Source organism: Brevundimonas denitrificans, assembly GCF_030160755.1.
Taxonomy (GTDB): Bacteria; Pseudomonadota; Alphaproteobacteria; order Caulobacterales; family Caulobacteraceae; genus Brevundimonas; species Brevundimonas denitrificans.
This window is the reverse complement of sequence record NZ_BSOY01000017.1, coordinates 13751-31124: the sequence shown is the minus strand read 5'-3', so window position 1 is coordinate 31124 and position 17374 is coordinate 13751. Positions and strand designations below refer to the sequence as shown.

General features: G+C 68.8%; 17 protein-coding genes and 1 riboswitch. Of the genes, 5 read left to right on the top strand and 12 right to left on the bottom strand.

Translation table 11 applies throughout. The annotated features are described in order from the left end of the window. Position 1 precedes the first annotated feature (1 nt). Together QQJ79_RS05685 and QQJ79_RS05680 are read right to left on the bottom strand one after the other, a co-directional pair. Complete coding sequence (locus QQJ79_RS05685; protein WP_284221949.1) at positions 2–1396, bottom strand: MFS transporter; 1395 nt, start codon at positions 1394–1396, stop codon at positions 2–4. Positions 1397–1408: 12 nt separating this feature from the next. Beyond that, positions 1409–2752, bottom strand: coding sequence for an MFS transporter (locus QQJ79_RS05680; protein ID WP_284221948.1), 1344 nt, complete (start codon positions 2750–2752; stop codon positions 1409–1411). A 292-nt stretch (positions 2753–3044) separates the two neighbouring features. Here QQJ79_RS05680 and ftrB point away from each other — a divergent pair, with 292 nt between their 5' ends. Further along, complete coding sequence (ftrB, locus tag QQJ79_RS05675) at positions 3045–3830, top strand: transcriptional activator FtrB (RefSeq protein WP_431307572.1); 786 nt, start codon at positions 3045–3047, stop codon at positions 3828–3830. Here the strand turns inward: ftrB and moaA are convergent, their stop codons facing one another. Then, complete coding sequence (moaA, locus tag QQJ79_RS05670) at positions 3831–4823, bottom strand: GTP 3',8-cyclase MoaA (protein WP_284221947.1); 993 nt, start codon at positions 4821–4823, stop codon at positions 3831–3833. Next, positions 4813–4948, bottom strand: a riboswitch (molybdenum cofactor riboswitch). (Overlaps the previous gene by 11 nt.) Before the next feature lie 161 nt (positions 4949–5109). Between moaA and modA the strand changes: the two genes are divergently transcribed. From modA to modC, 3 genes are read left to right on the top strand one after another with little or no spacing between them, the layout of a single operon-like run. Continuing rightward, a complete protein-coding gene (gene modA / locus QQJ79_RS05665; RefSeq protein ID WP_284221946.1) occupies positions 5110–5916 on the top strand; it encodes a molybdate ABC transporter substrate-binding protein in 807 nt (268 codons plus the stop codon). A 9-nt stretch (positions 5917–5925) separates the two neighbouring features. Continuing rightward, the gene (modB, locus tag QQJ79_RS05660) at positions 5926–6621 is read left to right on the top strand and encodes a molybdate ABC transporter permease subunit (RefSeq protein ID WP_284221945.1); all 696 of its coding nucleotides are present in this window, start codon (positions 5926–5928) and stop codon (positions 6619–6621) included. Then, complete coding sequence (modC, locus tag QQJ79_RS05655; RefSeq protein WP_284221959.1) at positions 6621–7685, top strand: molybdenum ABC transporter ATP-binding protein; 1065 nt, start codon at positions 6621–6623, stop codon at positions 7683–7685. The genes modB and modC overlap by 1 nt, the downstream gene beginning before the upstream one ends. 6 nt (positions 7686–7691) lie before the next feature. Here modC and QQJ79_RS05650 read toward each other — a convergent pair whose 3' ends face one another. Together QQJ79_RS05650 and QQJ79_RS05645 are read right to left on the bottom strand one after the other, a co-directional pair. After that, entirely contained in the window at positions 7692–8876 is a 1185-nt protein-coding gene (locus QQJ79_RS05650) for an NnrS family protein (protein WP_284221944.1), read from the bottom strand. Positions 8877–8991: 115 nt separating this feature from the next. Further along, positions 8992–11244: an adenosylcobalamin-dependent ribonucleoside-diphosphate reductase gene (locus tag QQJ79_RS05645; RefSeq protein WP_284221943.1), complete on the bottom strand. Its 2253-nt coding sequence runs from the start codon at positions 11242–11244 to the stop codon at positions 8992–8994. Between the two features lie 200 nt (positions 11245–11444). Between QQJ79_RS05645 and ric the strand changes: the two genes are divergently transcribed. Next, positions 11445–12089 (top strand): iron-sulfur cluster repair di-iron protein, encoded by a 645-nt coding sequence (ric, locus tag QQJ79_RS05640; protein WP_284221942.1) that lies wholly within the window; start codon positions 11445–11447, stop codon positions 12087–12089. Between the two features lie 6 nt (positions 12090–12095). Here ric and QQJ79_RS05635 read toward each other — a convergent pair whose 3' ends face one another. The 7 genes from QQJ79_RS05635 to QQJ79_RS05605 form a co-directional block, all read right to left on the bottom strand. Then, positions 12096–13283, bottom strand: a complete 1188-nt coding sequence (locus QQJ79_RS05635) for a molybdopterin molybdotransferase MoeA (RefSeq protein ID WP_284221941.1) — start codon at positions 13281–13283, stop codon at positions 12096–12098. After that, positions 13280–13771, bottom strand: coding sequence for a cyclic pyranopterin monophosphate synthase MoaC (gene moaC / locus QQJ79_RS05630; protein WP_284221940.1), 492 nt, complete (start codon positions 13769–13771; stop codon positions 13280–13282). The genes QQJ79_RS05635 and moaC overlap by 4 nt, the downstream gene beginning before the upstream one ends. Continuing rightward, positions 13768–14307: a molybdenum cofactor biosynthesis protein B gene (gene moaB / locus QQJ79_RS05625; RefSeq protein ID WP_284221939.1), complete on the bottom strand. Its 540-nt coding sequence runs from the start codon at positions 14305–14307 to the stop codon at positions 13768–13770. The genes moaC and moaB overlap by 4 nt, the downstream gene beginning before the upstream one ends. Further along, positions 14307–14777 (bottom strand): molybdenum cofactor biosynthesis protein MoaE, encoded by a 471-nt coding sequence (locus tag QQJ79_RS05620; RefSeq protein ID WP_284221938.1) that lies wholly within the window; start codon positions 14775–14777, stop codon positions 14307–14309. Before QQJ79_RS05620 ends, moaB begins: the two co-directional genes overlap by 1 nt. A 1-nt stretch (position 14778) precedes the next feature. Further along, a complete protein-coding gene (locus QQJ79_RS05615) occupies positions 14779–15027 on the bottom strand; it encodes a MoaD/ThiS family protein (protein WP_284221937.1) in 249 nt (82 codons plus the stop codon). A gap of 13 nt (positions 15028–15040) precedes the next feature. After that, on the bottom strand, positions 15041–16819 hold the full coding sequence (locus QQJ79_RS05610; RefSeq protein ID WP_284221936.1) for a pyridoxal phosphate-dependent decarboxylase family protein: 1779 nt from the start codon (positions 16817–16819) through the stop codon (positions 15041–15043). A gap of 132 nt (positions 16820–16951) precedes the next feature. After that, positions 16952–17359, bottom strand: coding sequence for a ribonucleotide reductase subunit alpha (locus QQJ79_RS05605; protein ID WP_284221935.1), 408 nt, complete (start codon positions 17357–17359; stop codon positions 16952–16954). Positions 17360–17374: the final 15 nt, after the last annotated feature.

The window sequence follows — 17374 nt, the reverse complement described above, 5'->3', positions numbered from 1 at the left end:
ATCAGGCCGCCGTGCTGGGAGAGAGGTTCAGGATCGAGCGCCGGCGGGCGTAGAACACCCAGTTCACAATGGCGCAGGAGATGTAGAAGACGAGGAAGACGTAGAGGGCCGTCACCGGGCCTCCGGTGGCCTTCATGGAGTTGGCGAAGGCCAGCGGGATGAAGAAGCCGCCATAGGCGCCGATGGCCGAGGAGAAGCCGACGATGGCGGCCCCCTCAAGCTCCGACGCCTTCAGCCTTTCGGCGGCCGTGGCGAGGGGCAGCAGGCGGGGCATGTCGGCGCGCACCAGGGCCGGGATCATCTGGAAGGTCGAGGCGTTGCCCACCCCGGTCCAGAAGAACAGCCAGAGGAAGCTGGCGAAGAACAGGCTGAACACCGGCTCGCCGCCGAAGGCGCCGACGCTGTAGAGCACCGCAACCACGCCCACGATCAGGGCGCAGAAGACCACCTGGGTGACGTTCTGGCCGCCCCAGCGGTCCGAGACCCAGCCGGTCATAGCCCGCGAGGCGGCTCCGACGAGGGGGCCGAGGAAGGCGATCTGCAGGATGTTCACATCGGGGAACAGCGTCTTGCCCAGCAAGGGGAAGGCCGCCGAGAAGCCGATGAATGAGCCGAAGGTGCCGATGTAGAGGTAGCACATCAGCCAGTTGTGCTTGCGCTTGAACACCACGGCCTGCTCACGGAACGAGGCCCGGGCGGAGGCAACGTCGTTCATGCCGAACCAGGCGGCGGCGGCGGCGACCAGGATGAAGGGCACCCAGACGAAGCCGGCGTTCTGCAGCCAGACCTGATGCTGGACGCCGTTTTCCAGATAGGTCTGCGGCGCGCCGAACAGCGGTGAGAACAGGGCGACGCCGGTGACCAGCGGCGCCGTGAACTGGAGCACGCTGACGCCCAGATTGCCGAAGCCCGCGTTCAGGGCCAGGGCGTTGCCTTTCTGGGCCTTGGGGAAGAAGAAGCCGATATTGGCCATCGACGAGGCGAACGCCCCGCCGCCGAGGCCGCACAGCAGGGCCAGGATGACGAACACCAGATAGGGGGTGTCGGGGTTCTGCACCGCCATGCCGATGCCGATCGCCGGGATCGCCAGCGACAGGGTGGACAGCGTGGTCCACAGGCGACCCCCGAAAATGGGGACCATGAAGCTGTAGAAGATCCGCAACGTGGCGCCGGAGAGGGCCGGAAGCGCCGTCAGCCAGAACAGTTCGGCCGTCGAGAACTGGAAGCCGACCATGTTGAGACGGGTCGCGGCGGTCGACCACAGCATCCAGACCGAAAAGGCCAGCAGCAGGTTCGGGATCGAGATCCACAGATTGCGACGCGCGATCCGCTGGCCGGTGGAAGCCCAGAACGCCGGCTCTTCCGGACGCCAGTCGTGCAGAATGTGACGGGACATGCGCGTCTTTCTCTAGTTCGAACGGAGGGGTGAGGCGGCCGCGGCCTTGTCGGGTCCGATGCCCGCCAGTTCGGGGAACTCCGGCAGCGTCGAGAGCATGGGGGAGCGACGACGCTCCATCCGGCGGACCGCGAAATGCATCCAGACGAGGGCGGTGAGCACCAGCAGGAACAGAAGCATGAAGCAGCTGGTCCAGACGCCGGTCAGGTCATTGAGGGCGCCGAAAGCGATGGGCAGGATGAAGCCGCCCAGTCCGCCGATCATCCCCACCAGGCCGCCGACCGAGCCGACGTGGTCCGGGTAGTAGACCGGGATGTGCTTGTAGACGGCCGCCTTGCCCAGGCTCATGGCGAAGCCGAGGACGAAGACCACCGCGGTGAAGACCGGCAGGCTCATTGCGATGCGAAACCGGATCGGTCCGTCGATGCCGTCGACCACATAGGAGGTCGCGGGATAGGACAGGATGAAGGCGCAGACGACGCTGATGGCGAAGGTCAGATACATGACCTTTCGCGCGCCGATCCGGTCGGAGAGCCAGCCTCCGAAGACCCGGAACAGCGAACCGGGAATCGAATAGGCCGCGGCCAGCATGCCCGCCACGCCGATGCCCACGCCGTAGGCCCCGGTCAGATAGTGCGGGAGCCAAAGGGCGAGGGCGACGAACCCGCCGAAGACGAAGAAATAGTAGAGCGAGAAACGCCAGACCCGCAGGTCCTTCAGCGGCGCCAATTGCATCCAGGTGGCCACGGGCTTCTGACCCGTCCGGCGGCGTTCGATCAGCTGGGGCTCGTCGCGCGTCAGCACGAAGAAGAGGAGGGCGACGACGAGCAGCGCTCCGGCCCATATCTGCGCCACTGACTCCCAGCCGAGCGCCAACATCACGAACGGCGCCGCGAACTTGGTCACCGCCGCGCCGACATTGCCCGCGCCGAAGATGCCGAGCGCCGTCCCCTGTTTGCCGGCCGGGTAGAATTTCGAAACGTAGGCGACGCCCACGGCAAAGGCCCCGCCCGCCATGCCGACGCCAAGGGCCGCGAAGAGGAACTCGGTGTAGGTCTGGGCGTAGGACAACAGGAAGGTCGCCGCCGCGGCCAGCGCCATGACGATCAGGTTGACGCGCCGGCCGCCGAACTGCTCGGTCCAGACGCCGAGGAACACTCGCACCAGCGAACCGGTCAGAATCGGCGTCCCGACCAGCAGGCCGAATTGCGCTTCGCTGAGGCCAAGGTCCGCCTTGATCTGGACCCCGATGATCGAGAAGATCGTCCACACGGCAAAGCATGCGGTGAAGGCAAAAGTGCTGACCCACAGGGCGGACGCCGCACCTCGCGCTGATGTTTCGGAGGCGGATACCACCTGGCCTGCTCCATGGAACGTCGCCGCTCGCCGGCTGTCGTTCCATGACTCCTAGTCCGCGTTCGGCGCGGTCTCTTTGACGATTATCAAATGAACTCTTGGTGGAGTTGGGTCATAGGTGTTTCGATACAGAAAAAATTCAGTAGATCGACAAGTTACGATCGTCGAATTGTCATCTACATCTAGATCGATTGATATTCGTCAAGCGGTGCTTTAGTGAGAGACTGCGCTCGCGCGGAGCGAAGCCGATAAACCAGAGCCCCGCCAACGAACCGCACCAGGAGCCGACCCGATGACCATGCGCGCCGCCGATCTTGACCGCGTCAGGGCGCTGCCGCTGTTCTGCCGGGCTACGCCGGAAGTCTTCAGGGACGTCACGGCCGGCGCCTTCCTCCAACGGTTCCCCGCGGGCACGACCCTGTTGATGGAGGGGGACACTGTCGACTTCCTCTATGTCCTGCTGGACGGGGCGGTCGAGCTCCAGGGATCGTGGAAGGAGAAGGAGACGACCCTCGCGCTGTTGCGTCCGGTCTCGACCTTCATCCTGGCCGCGGTCGTCCTGGATGCGGACGCCCTGATGTCGGCGCGGACGCTGGAGCGGTCCGAAATCCTGATGTTGTCGGGCGAGGCCCTTCGCCGCACCATGCGACAGGACGCCGACTTCAGCTTTGCTGTGGCCCAGGAATTGTCCGGCTGTTACCGCGGCCTCGTACGGGCCGTGAAGAACCAGAAGCTCCGGGGCGGGGTTGAGCGGCTGGCCAACTATCTGCTGACCCAGAGGGTCCGTCAGGGGATGCGCGACCCGATCGTCCTCCCTCATGAGAAGCGGGTGCTGGCCTCGCTGCTGGGCATGTCGCCGGAGAATCTGTCACGCGCCTTCGCCAACCTGTCCAGCTACGGGGTGGTCGTACATGGCGCGGAGGTCAGCCTGGGCCGTCCGGACGCCCTTGAGCGGCTGGCCCGGCCCGACCCGCTGATCGACAACCACATGCCCCCGCCCTCGAGCGTCGTCGGCAAGGCCGAAAGCGAGCGATGGGCCACCCAGACGGGCCGCACCTGCGGCACGGTTCTCGGCTGATCAGCCCCCGAGCTGGGCGAGGTTGCGCAGGTCGCCCGAGCGCCCCAGGGCGAGGGCATGGCCCGCGGACTTGCCTCCGAGAGACGAGACGATGCGCTGGACCAGCAGGTCGCGGTCGTCGTCGTCCTGCAGCAGGTCGCGCAGGTCGACGCCGCCGTCCCCGAACAGGCACAGGCGCAGTTTGCCCCGCGCGGTGACCCGCAGTCGGTTGCAGCTGTCGCAGAAGCCGGGGGAGTAGGGCGCGATCAGGCCGATGGCGCCCGCGTGGTCGGGATGGCGATATTCCAGCGCCGGCCCCGCGTCGAAGGCGCGCGGCGCCGGGGTCCAGCCGTTCTGGTCCAGCCAGTCGCGCAGGCCCTGGGCCTTCACATGATGGCGGGCGAAATACTCATCATTGTCGGTCGTCTTCATCAGTTCGATGAATCGGACAGCGACCGGCCGATCGCGGACGAATCGCGCCCAGCCGTCGAATCCCGCCTCGGCCGTCTCGCGCAGCAGGACGGCGTTGACCTTCACGGCGGAGAACCCCTCGGCCAGCGCCAGGTCGAGGCCCGTCAGGACCTGGTTGAGCTTGTCGTGGCCGGTGATGCGGTGGAACGTCTCCGGGTCGATCGAGTCGATGCTGACGTTGATGTGGCTGAGACCCGACGCCCGCCAGTCGACCGCGTGACGGGCCAGGTTCCAGCCATTGGTGGTCATGGCGACCTTGGCCACGCCCGGCGCGGCCGCGACGGTCTGGATGATGGCGTTGAAGTCCTTGCGGACCGTCGGCTCGCCGCCGGTCAGGCGCACCTTGCTGAGCCCCAGACCGGAAAAGCCGGCCACCAGACGACCTATCTCCTCGACCGTCAGGAAGGAGAGGGGGCCGGTCTTTTTCCAGCCGTTCGGCAGGCAGTAGGTGCAGCTGAAATTGCACACCTCCGTCACCGACAGGCGAAGGTAGTGAAACCGACGGCCAAAGCCGTCGGCCATCGGGGCGGCGTCGAGCGCCATGGAAGCTCCTTTCCAAACACGGGAGGCGGAGGGATTTCTCCCGCCGCCCTTGATCCTTGCGGATCCGGCTGCCGGACCCTGGCGCGGGGCGCTTTAGGTCGGACCGCTCGGAGCGAACTCAGGAAGAGGTCTAACGGATCACATTACCTCACCCTATGACGTCAGGTCTTCGGGGTCTTGATGAAGATCAAGCACGATCGCCGCGTCCCCTGTCCCGTCAATGAGGCCGACCATGCTAGTCAGTGCCTGCGGACCAGACCACCTGGCTCAGGAAGAGACGCGGATCATGGCGAATGCGGGGGGCATCGGACGACGAGAAGGGCTGATGATGCTGGCGGCCACGTCCCTCGTCGCCTGCGCGCCACGCCGTCGCACCGGCTCCACGCCGATCGACGTGTTCGCTGCCGCCAGTCTCCGGGAGGTGCTGGACGCAGCGGTCGCCGATCACCGGCGGCGGTCCGGCCGGACCGTTCGGGCGACCTATGCCGGCAGCGCCCAGCTGGCCCGCCAGATCGAGCAGGGCGCGCCTGCCGACCTGTTCGTTTCAGCCGACGAGCTCTGGATGAACTGGCTGGAACAACGCGGTTGGATCGAGCCTGCGACCCGGCGACGCCTCGCCTCCAACCGTCTGGTGCTGATCGCGCCGGCTGCGACCACCGTGACTTCGGTCAACCTGGCCTCGCCGACCGACCTCGCCGCAAGGCTGGACGACGGCCGGCTGGCGATCGCCGAAGCCAATGTGCCGGCCGGCCGCTACGCGCGCGAAGCCCTGACCGGCCTGAACCTGTGGCGGTCGGTCGAACATCGACTGGCCCCCGGCGGCGACGTCCGGGCGGCGCTGGCCCTGGTCGCGCGCGGCGAGGTGCCCCTCGGCGTGGTCTATGCGACTGACGCACGCGCCGAGCCCCGGGTGAGGGTTGTGGCGAGCTTTCCCGCCGCCAGTCATGCGCCGATCATCTATTCCGCCGCCCTGCTGCAACGTCGGGACGAGGCCGGCGACCCCGCCGCGGCCCAGGGCTTTCTCGATCTCCTGAACGGCGCGGACGGACTGGCCCTGTTTCGGCGCTTCGGCTTCGCGCCGGCGCCCGCCTGAGTCTCCGGGATGATCGCGCTCAGCCCCGAGGAACAGCAGATCATCGGCCTGTCGCTGAAGGTTGCGGCCACGGCCACCCTGTTCAGCCTGCCGCCGGGCGTCGCCCTGGCCTGGCTGCTCTCGCGCTACAGCTTTCCCGGCAAGGCCCTGCTGTCGGGCCTGACCCATCTGCCCCTGATCCTGCCGCCCGTGGTGACCGGCTATGCGCTGCTGCTGCTTTTCGGCCGCAACGGACCGCTTGGTCGCCTGCTTGAGCCGATCGGGATCGTCTTCGCCTTCGACTGGACGGGGGCGGCGCTCGCTGCGGCGGTCATGGGCTTTCCGCTGCTGGTCCGGGCCGTACGGCTGTCGTTCGACATGGTCGATCCCCGGATCGAGCGCGCGGCCGAGACCCTCGGCGCCCGGCCGTTCGTCCGGTTCCTGACCATTACCCTGCCGCTCGCCCTGCCCGGGGTTGCAGCCGGCGCGGTGCTGGCCTTCGCCAAGGCGCTCGGCGAGTTCGGCGCCACGATCACGTTCGTGGCCAGCATACCCGGAGAGACCCGCACCCTGCCGCTCGCCATCTACAGCCTCACCCAGGTTCCCGGCGGCGAGGCGGCGGTGCTGAGACTGGTCCTGATCTCGGTCGGCGTGTCGATCGGCGCCCTGGTCCTTTCCGAGTGGGGCGCGCGCGCCGTCGCCCGTCGGGTCGGAGGGACGCGGTGATGCTGGAGGTCTCGGCCCACATCGCCCGCGACGACTTCTCGTTTGAGGTCGCGTTTTCGAGCGACGCCCGCATCACCTGCCTGTTCGGCCGTTCGGGGGCCGGCAAGACCACGGTGGCCGAACTGGTCGCCGGCCTGATCCGTCCCGTGCGGGGCCGGGTCCTGCTGGACGGGGAGGTGCTTCTCGACACCGACACAGGCGTGTCGGTCCCCGTCTGGAAACGACGCATAGGCTATGTGTTTCAGGATGCGCGGCTGTTCCCGCACATGACCGTCCGCGACAACCTGCTGTACGGCCCTCGTCGGTCGGGCGACCTTCACCCCGCCCTGGACCAGGTCGTGGCCTTGTTGGGACTCGAGAGCCTTCTGGAGCGCCGGCCCGGCGCGCTGTCCGGCGGCGAGGCCCGCCGGGTCGCGATCGGGCGGGCCCTGCTGACCCGTCCCTGCCTGCTGATCCTTGACGAGCCTCTCGCGGGGCTGGACGGCGCCCGTCGCGGCGACATCCTGCCGTGGCTGGACCGACTGGCCCGGGAAGGTCCGCCCATCCTCTATATCAGCCACGCGGTCGAGGAGGTCGCCCGCCTCGCGGATCGCGTGGTGCTGGTGGGTGAGGGTCGGGCCGTGGGAGCAGAGCCGCCGGACGCGGCGTTCGACCGACCGGAGGCCGAGGCCGCCGCCGGGCTGAGCGCGCCCCTGTCCATTCTCGACGGGCGGGTCACCGCGCATGATCCCGCACGGAATGCGACCCGCATCGATCTGGCGGGAACCGCGTTTCTGGCCCCGCTCCTCGACGTGGCCCCGGGCGACCGGCTGCGGGTGGTCGTCGATGCGCGCGATGTGGCGCTCGCCCTGACGGATCCGGTCGACGCCAGCTTTCAGAACCGGCTCCCGATGCAGGTCGCGGCGCTCGACGTCCGACCGGACGGCGTCCTCGTCCGGCTCGAGGCGGGCGAACTGAGGCTGAAGGCTCTGATCACCCGGCAAGCGAGGGAACAGCTCGCCCTGGCGCCGGGGCGGCGCGTGATCGCCCTGGTCAAGGCGACCGCCGCCGCCCGCTACGCCTGACGGCGATCAGCCGCGATCAGGACGGGGCGACAGCAGCATCGGGCCATAGCCGATCGCGAAGGTCAGAAACGCCGCCGACCAGAGTCCGGCCGAGACGATCAACAACGGCTGATAGACGGCCGGCGCCAGGCCGCCCGCCACCCGGGTCAGGGCCGCCGCATTGATCAGGACATAGATCAGGACCTCAAGCTTGCCGGCCGTCAGGGGCCGGCCGGTATGACCCCGACTGGCGCGGGTCATGACGGCCAGCGTCATCACTCCGACGGCGCCGGCGGTCAGGGCATGGACGCCCGCGGAGGGAGGAACCAGGCCGGGCGCCGCGACCGACATCCCCGTCAGGACCAGGCCCGCCGAAAGCCACAGGTAGCCGAGGTGCAGAATCCAGACGAGCGGTTCGGCCAGCGTAGCGTCGCCCCGCCAGCGGATCAGCCGGACGAGATTCAGTCCGCCGGCCGCCAGCAGCATGGCGCCCACCGCGGGATGGGCCGGGGCCAGGCTCCAGGCGATCAGGCCGGCCGCGGTGACGGCCAGGGTCACGACGTCGAACCGGCCGACGGCGGCGGGCAGCGGGCCGCCGCGCCGGGCCTGCCAGTTGCGGGTGAAGCTCGGGGTGACGCGACCGCCGATCACGGCGATCAGCAGGGTCACAACCGCGAGACCCAGCCGGGTGGACAGGGTGGCGACGCCGCCGGCTTCGGCCTCCAGATGAAATCCCGCATTGGCGAGGGCGAACACCGTGACCATGACGGCCACCGGAACATTGCGCCAGTTCTGTCCCGCCAGCACCTCGCGCCAGACCACGAAGGCCATGGCGAACAGGAACAGGCCGTCCATGACCAATGGCCAGACCGCCGCCGCCAGATCCGCATTCAGCGCCATGGCCAGCATGGCCGCCCGACCCGCCAGCCACAGGCCGAACAGCAGGGCCAACGGCGTCCCCACCACGGGAAGGCGACCGGTCCAATTGGGCACGGCGGTCAGCAGGAAGCCGACGACGACTCCGCCCGTATAGCCGAACAGCATCTCGTGGACATGCCAGCTCAGCCCCACAGGCCCGCCGCTGAGAAAGGCGTAGAGCCAGAGCGGCGCGGCGATCGCCGACCACACGGCGGAGAACAGAAAGAAGGGGCGCAGGCCGACGCTGAAAACGGCGGGGCCGCGATGGGCGCGGATGGCGGCGGCGGTGTTCATGGGGACTCCCGGACAGCAGACCGGGTCTGCATAGACGAGCCGGGCGGCCGCGGCCTTGATGGACTGGCCGCCGCCGCCTGCCCTTCGTCAAGGCCCCGGCGCGTCCCGAAGGGCGTCAGCCGCACCGCGAGTAGCCGCAGTCCAGACAACTGTCACAGCCTTCCTTGCGGACCAGCCCCGGTGTGCCGCATCGCGGGCAGGCCGAAGGGACGTAGACAGCTGCGGTCGTTCTCGCAGGCGCCGCCGCCGGGTCAGGCGCAGGCGCGACGGCGCCGGCCGACAGGCTCATGTGACGCTCGATCACGGCGCCGATGGCGGCCGGGAGCGACGGCGTGTATCGCCCCTCCATCCAGGCCCCGCCGCCGGGATCGAACACCGCCTTCAGTTCTTCCGCCACAAAGGAGACGTCGCCGCCGCGCCGGAAGACCGCGGAGACCATCCGGGTCAGGGCGACCGTCCAGGCGTAGTGGGCCATGTTCTTGGAGTTGACGAAGATCTCCAGCGGACGGCGTTCGCCGCCATCCTCCTCGCCGGAATCGTTGATGGTCACATAGACCGCGTGCGGGTCCAGCGGCCAACGCACCTTGTAGGTCGCGCCCTCGAGCCGCGCCGGCCTGGGCGTCAGGACGGGTCCGGCCGGAACCGCTTCGACCGCGGGGGGCGGTTCGACACTGAGCACCGAGCCGGTGATGGCGTTGGGCCGGTAGGTGGTCAGCCCCTTGCAGCCCAGACGATAGCCCTGGCGATAGACATCGGAAAAGGCGTCGAAGGCGATGTCTTCCGGGCAGTTGATGGTCTTGGAGATCGAGCTGTCGATCTGGTCCTGGGCCGCCGCCTGCATCCGCAGGTGATGTTCGGGCGTCAGGGTCTGGGCGCTGACGAAGGCGTTCCCGGGCGCGCTTTCCAGCGGAGCATCCGCCCCCTTGAGCCGCTTCCAGAGGGCCAGGGCATAGTCCTCGACGGCCTCCTCGCGCTTCGTGCCGTCGGGCTGCAACACCTTGCGGCTATAGGCGAAGGCGAACACCGGCTCGATTCCGGACGAAACGTTCCCGGCCAGCAGGGAGGTCGTGCCGGTCGGGGCGATCGAGGTCAGGCAGCCGTTGCGCAGTCCGTGACGGGCGATCAGTTCGCGGGTCTCAGGATCCAGCCCGGCCAGGTTGGGCCGCTCGAGCATGACGGGATCGTAGAGGGGAAAGGCGCCCTTTTCGGCCGCGAGTTCCGCCGAGGCGCGATAGGCCTCGCGCCGGATCACCCCGAGCCATTGTTCGGTCAGGGCCACGGCCCGATCCTCGCCATAGCGGGCGCCGCAGAAGATCAGGGCGTCGGCCAGTCCGGTGACGCCCAGACCGAGGCGACGCTTGGCCCGGGCTTCCGCCTCCTGCGCGGGGAGGGGGAAACGGGAGATGTCGATGACATTGTCGAGCATCCGCACCGCGGTGCGGGTGAGGGCCCCCAGCTCCGCCTCGTCCATGGCCGCGCCCGGTTCGAACGGGGCCGAGACCAGGCGGGCGAGATTGATCGACCCCAGCAGGCAGGCCCCATAGGGCGGCAGCATCTGTTCGCCGCAAGGATTGGAGGCTGAGATCACCTCGCAATGGGCCAGGTTGTTGGCGGCGTTGACGCGGTCGATGAAGATCACCCCAGGTTCGGCGGCGTCATAGGTGGCCTGCATCAGACGGGTCCACAGGTCCGCCGCCCGCACCGTGCGCCGCACCTCGCCGCCGAACGCCAGCGGCCAGTCCGCATCGGCGTCCAGGGCGGTCATGAAGGCGTCGGGGACCAGCACCGACAGATTGAAATTCCTGAAGCGGACCGCGTCGCGTTTGGCGTCGATGAAGGCCTCGATGTCCGGATGGTCGATGCGGAGACAGCCCATCATCGCCCCGCGTCTCTGACCGGCCGACATGATGGTGCGGCACATGGAGTCCCAGACGTCCATGAAGCTGAGCGGGCCCGAGGCCTCCGCCCCGACTCCCCGCACCGGCGCGCCTGAGGGCCGGACCGTCGAGAAGTCCATGCCGACCCCGCCGCCCTGCTGCATGGTGACCGCGGCCTCCCGCAGATGCTGGAAGATGCCGTCGAGGTCGTCAGGCACCGTCCCCATGACGAAACAGTTGAACAGGGTCACGGCGCGCCCGGTGCCGGCTCCGGCGAGAATTCGCCCGGCGGGCAGGAAGCGGTAGCCTTCGAGCGCTTCGCGGAACCGGGTGCGCCAGCGACCGCGCGACTTGACCGGTTCAGCTTCAGCGAGGGCGGCGGCGACCCGGTCCCAGGTGGCCTCGACGGTCGCGTCTCCCGCCCCGTCGTGCGGCCGGAAACGATATTTGCTGCTCCAGATTTCACCGGCCAGCGGACTGTCGAACGCCATGTCTGCACCCCTTCAAAAGCGGAGCCCAGACTCGGTGATTCCCTGCGGCGCGGTGAAGGGGTCCGGGGGTGTCGCGGCTCCGGACCGCCATCAATGCGGGCCTTGATGGAGGTCAAGCAGCGGTCGGCGGCGACGGCTTAGGAAGACCCGATCGCCGCGCCGAAGGATCGGGGCGGGAAGCGGAGAGGACACCCCGGACCATGGCGCTGGAACATCTGTCGGTCGGCGAGATCGCCGTCATGCTGCCGGGAGCCACATCCGTCTTTCGCCGTCACAAGATCGATTTCTGCTGCAAGGGCGAAAGCCTGCTCGCCCGGGAAGCGGAAAGCCGCGGACTGGACCTGTCGGCGCTCGAGGCGGAACTCCACGCTCTGGATACGCCCGGCGTCCATGCGCCCGCCGAGACCGCTGATCTGATCGCCCATATCATCGAGCGCTATCACAAGGTGCACCGGCGCGAATTCCCGGCGGTCATCGAACTGGCCCGACGCGTCGAGTCCGTGCACCAGGACAGGGTCGACTGTCCGCGGGGGCTCGCCGATCTGTTGACCGACATGTTCGAGGACCTGGAAGACCATCAACACAAGGAGGAGGCGGTCCTGTTTCCGGCCATGATCAACGGCCTGGGTCCGGTCCTGCGGGACCCGATCGCCCGGATGATGCAGGATCATGATGACCTGGGCGAATTGCTCGCCTTCATGGCGGACCTGACCGACGATTTCGTCGCGCCGGAGGGAGCCTGCGCCACCTGGCGGGCCCTCTATGCCGGCTGCAGCAAGCTGGATATGGACCTGCGAGAGCACGTCCATCTGGAGAACAACATCCTGTTCCGACGCTTCCTCTGAGCCGGATCAGAAGTCCAGGACCGCTGCGACGTCGCCCACGCCGAGACCGGGCGCGCCCGGCCGACGGCGGATCAGGACGTCGGCGATCGCCAGGGCCTTCTGGGTCGCGGAGTCCTGAACCTCCAGCCCGGCGACGCCGCCATCGACCAGACGGCCGCGCTCGAATGTCTCCCGGTCTCCACAGGGCTTCAGCGGCGCGGTCAGGATCATGTCCCGCCAGTTCAGCAGGGCGGCGGGATCCCGGCCCGCCAGACCCGCGACCAGCGGCGCCATGAACAGGCGGGCCGTCACCAGCGCCGACGTCGGATTGCCCGGCAGACCCAGAACCAACGCGCCGCCGACCCGTCCGAACCAGACCGGCTTGCCGGGCTTGATGGCCACCTTGGAGAAGATCAATTCCAGACCCAGGGGGGCGAACATGGAGCGGGCGTAGTCCTTCTCCCCGACGGACGCCCCGCCCGTGACCACGACCAGATCAGCCTCGGCCAGAGCCAGCCGGGCGGCGGCCTCGAGAAGCTCCGGAGTATCGGTCAGGCGACGACGGGCGAGCACCTCGGCGCCGCATTGACGGGCGAGGGCGGCGACACCGAACGAGACGCTTTCCGGGATGCTGCCGGGGGTCTCCAGAGCCCGTCCCGGTTCCGCCAGTTCATCGCCGGTGCCGAGGATGACGACGCGCGGCCGCCGCACGACCGACAGGGCGGCGACATCCGCCGCCGCGGCGGCCACGATGGCGCGGAAGCCGAGGACGGTCCCGGCCGGAAGCAGGGTGTCGCCGGCCCGGAAATCCGACCCGGCCGCGCGGATGTGGCTCGCGGGTCCGGGCGGAGCCTCGAACAGGGCCAGGTCGCCGTCGCGGCCGACGATCTCCTGCACCACGATCCTGTCGGCTCCGTGCGGCACGGGTCCGCCCGTGAAGACCCGGGCGCAGGTCCCCGGAGGCAGGACGGGCACGTCGGCTCGCCCCGCGAAGGCGACGGTGGCGATCGGCAATCGGGCGGGCAGCGTCGCGAGGTCGGCGTCGCGCACGGCATAGCCGTCCATGGCCGATACCGCTGCGCGCGGGGCGTCGCCGCGCGCCCTCAGGTCGGCGGCCAGGACCCGGTCGGCGGCGCCTTCCAGGGCTACGGACTCGCAGGGGAGGGGGCGGGCCTCGTTGAGGATCAGGGCCACGGCCGAGTCGAAATCGATCACGTCGCGGGTCCGTCGCCGGCGACCCAGTCACCCGATCGTCCGCCGGACTTGGACAACAACCTGATCTGGCTGATGACCATGCCGCGGTCGGCCGCCTTGAGCATGTCGTACAGGGTGAGGCAGGCCACCGAGACGGCGGTCAGGGCTTCCATCTCGACGCCGGTGGGGCCGGAGACACGCGCCTCCGCGGTGACGACGAAGCCGGGCAGGGCGTCGTCGAGGTCGATCGTCACCGACACCTTGTCCAGGCCGAGCGAGTGGCACAGCGGAATCAGGTCGGCCGTGCGCTTGGCCCCCATGATCCCGGCCAGTTCGGCGGTCGTGACGACCGCCCCCTTGGGCGCGTGGCCGTCACGGACCAGGGCGAGCGTCGCGGGCGCGCAGATCACCCGACCTTCGGCCACAGCCCGCCGCGCCGTCGCCGGCTTCTCGCCGACGTCGACCATGTGCACACGGCCGTCGCTATCCAGATGGGTCAGGGCTCTCACGGGCAGATGCCCCTGAAGCGCGGGATCTGGCCGACCAGGGAACAGGGCCGGAAGCGGCTGTCCAGTTCTTCGGCCAGCACCAGATCCCAGGCGTCGCGACAGGCTCCGGTCGAACCCGGTACGCAAAAGATGAAGGTGTCCTCCGCCTGGCCCGCCAGAGCGCGTGACTGCAGGGTCGCCACGCCGACGGTGCCCAGGCTGGCCAGATGGAAGACCACGGAAAAGCCCTCCAGCTCGCGCCGAAACAGCGGCTTCACCGCTTCCGGGGTCACGTCGCGCGGCGAAAAGCCGGTGCCCCCGGTCGTCAGCACGACGTCGACGTCCGGGTCCTCGATCCAGATCCTGAGCTGGCCGCGAATGGCGTCGATCTCGTCGTGGACAATGGCCTTCCCCTTCAGCACATGGCCGGCCGTGGTCAGCCGTTCGACCAGCGTTCCGCCCGACGTGTCGTTGGTTTCGTCGCGGGTGTCCGAGATGGTCAGCACTGCGATGTTCAGCGGATGAAACGGCAGCGTCTCGTCAATTTTTCCGGCCATCAGGGCGTTTCGTCCTTCCAGCGCGCCAGGGCGGCGCGATCCTCGTCTACAGGCTCGATCCAGCGCGTGCCGGAGGGGCCGGTCTCGCGCTTCCAGAATGCGGCCTCGGTCTTCAGCCTGTCCATCAGATAGTCCGCCGCCGCAAAGGCTTCGCGCCGGTGGGCCGCGGCGGCGGCGACGAAAACGATCGTCTCGCCCGGGACGATCTCGCCACATCGATGGACCACGAGCAGATCCGTGACCGGGAAGCGCGCGGCGGCGGCTTCGGCGATATCCTGCATCGAGCGCTCGGTCATGCCCGGATACCAATCGAGGGTCAGGGTCTCGACGATCGCGCCGTCCTTGCCCATGCCTCGCGCAAGACCGGTGAAGGTCACCACGGCGCCCTCGGCCGAGCGGCCGGCAAGGAAGGCCTCCAGCTCCGCGGGCGCGGACAGCGGCGCGCGGCTCAGCCTGACGTCGAGAGCCATCTCAGCCCCCCGAAAAAAGGGAGAAGAAGGCGATCTCCTGGTCCGGCCGGGCCAGGGCGTCCTCACCGACCACGACCAGATCGACCGAGGCGCGGACGTCCGGGCGCAGCAGGGCGCCGGCCGCGACCTCGTCGCGCTCCGCCAGCAGGCGACGGATCTCCCGGACCGGAAGCCCCTCCGCCGGCAGGTCCAGGCGGCCCTCCGGGCCGAGGCGCTCGCCGACCCGGCCGAAAAACAGGATGCGGGTCATGGTCGTCTCCATATCACGCCGCCTGCGCTTCGTTTGGTTCCGCCAGGGCCTGGCGCAACTCCTCGATGAAGCGCGGCAGCAGGTCGTGCCGCACCGAGGGTTCGGACCAATAGGGATTCATGAAGACGCAGCGGATCACCAGCATCCCGGCCTCACTCTCCGGTCGGTCATTGTAGCCGCCGTGGCCGCTGAGCAAGTCGGCGATGAGCGCGGCGTTGTCGACGCCCAGGGTCGTCTTGGACACGGCGAAATGGGGCGATCTCTGGAAATAGTCAAAGACGGCCTGGGTCCGGGCGTTGGAAAGACTCAGCGCCTCGTCGGGCCGGGCCAGCGAGAAGCAGGCGATATTGCTGTCGGCGGGCAGGAATCGCGCTTCCGGGACGGCCTCCCGCACGGCGGCCTCGAACGCCTGGCGCGCCTCAAGCGTGGCGGCCATCAACGACCCGAGGCCGTCGGCGCCGAAGCCCAGGGTTTCCGCCGTCAGCCAGGTCGCCGCCGCGCCCGCCGCTGATCGCGACCCTTCAAGCGTCGACGACCATTTTCCCTCGCCCAGTTCGGGCCGGTCCAGATAGGGGGCGTCAAAGGCGGAGACGGCGTAATGTTCCGCGTCCGGCGTCAGGAAGGCGCCGCAGGCATAGGGCACATAGCCCAGTTTGTGCGGGTCGATGGTGATCGAATCCGACCGCCCCATGGCGCGCAGCGCGGCGGCGGTCTCCGGGGTCAGCGCCGCCTCGGAGGGGCCGTCCAGCATGGCCCGGAGGAACCCGCCATAGGCTGCGTCGACATGGCGCCAGATGCGCCAGCCCCGCTCCGCCCGCCACAGGTCCAGCCGGTCATACAGGCGGTGGAGAGGGTCAACGGCCCCGGTCTCGGTGGCGCCGGCCACGGCGACGGCCATCAGGATCGGCCTTCCGTCAGCCCGGGCGCTTTCCACCCGGCGTTCGAAATCGGCGAGGTCCAGATGTCCGCCCTTGTCCAGGGCCACGCTCCAGATCGCCTCCCCGCCCAGGCCGAAGACATTGGCCGACTTGCTCCAGGAATAGTGCCGATTTCCGGGAACCAGCATCACCGGCCCCCGGTAGGCCCGCCCCGAGGCCCGGCTGATCCGACGCCAGACGTCGCCAGGATTGGACGCCGCCGCGCTGCAGGACTTCAGGACATCGTCCGACACCGCGTGGGCGATCTGCAGCCTGCGGAACTGTTCCCACCCCATATGGGCCGCGGCGAAGGGATCCAGTGTCTCGCCGGTCGTTTCGGAGACATGCAGCGCGAGGGCGAGCCAGTGGTCCAGCCTGTAGCGCGCGCGCCAGACCGCCTCGAAATTGGCCACCGTCCCGCCGGAGGTGAAATGCCCTTGGGCCCGCGCGGGATCATAGCCCAGCATTCCGGCCAGGGCGGCGATGGCCTCGGTCTCGATCACGCTGCCGACCCGGCTGGCGTCGCGCGAACTGTTGTTGGGATTGTGCAGCATCGCCGCGAACCACCCCAGCAGGCCAGGCAGGGACAGATCGGCCTTCATGTGGGCGATGTAGCGGGGGGAGAAGGTCGGCGTTTCCGCCGTCAGGGCGTCGCAGAGCGTCAGCAACCGGCGCCCGAGCAGATCACCCTCGCGCGCGGGAGAATCGGCGGCAGTTGGCGCGCAGTGCGAGGCGCTGTCCTCGAACCGGCCGGAGCGCCATCGAAACCAGTGGTCGAGCGTGGCGTCGATCTCGCCGCGCAGCCGGCGTTCGTTTTCCGATCGCGCGCCGGGAAAATAGGTGCGGACGAGTTCGCGCGCCGGGTCTGCGGTCATGGGGAATTCGGTTGCCTCTACGCCCCGGACGGGCCGGTCCGATGGACTTACAGCCTGGACCGCCAAACCGGTTTGGCATCGATCAATTGCCCGGACGAACCCCGTCAAAGAGGTCGGGCAGACTCCACTGTCTTATCCGATTTCGAGGAACTCGCCCTGCGGTCCATAGGCGGCGAACCCGTCAAACCGGCCGTCGCGCACGGCCGCGGTCATGGTCTCCAGGGCGAGCTCGATCCGGGCCTTGTCGGGCGGACGCCCGGCCTGACCGGACAGGCTTGCGGCGAACACCACGCTCCACGGCGGGCCGGCCCGCTCGGCTTCCGAGACCAGGGCCGGGAAGTCCGCGAGGTCCTGCGGCGCCTTGTCGACGCACATCAGCGGCGCAAGCGTTCCACCGCGGCCTGACTCGAAGCGCTCCCTCTGTTCAGGCGTGGGGCGGTCGGGCAATTCGGCGACGGCGAAGACAAACAGCAGACGTTGCGGTTCGGACTGGGCGGCGGCGGCGGCCAGAAGCTGCCGGAAATGCGAGTTGTCATTCATCCGGCGCAGGGTACG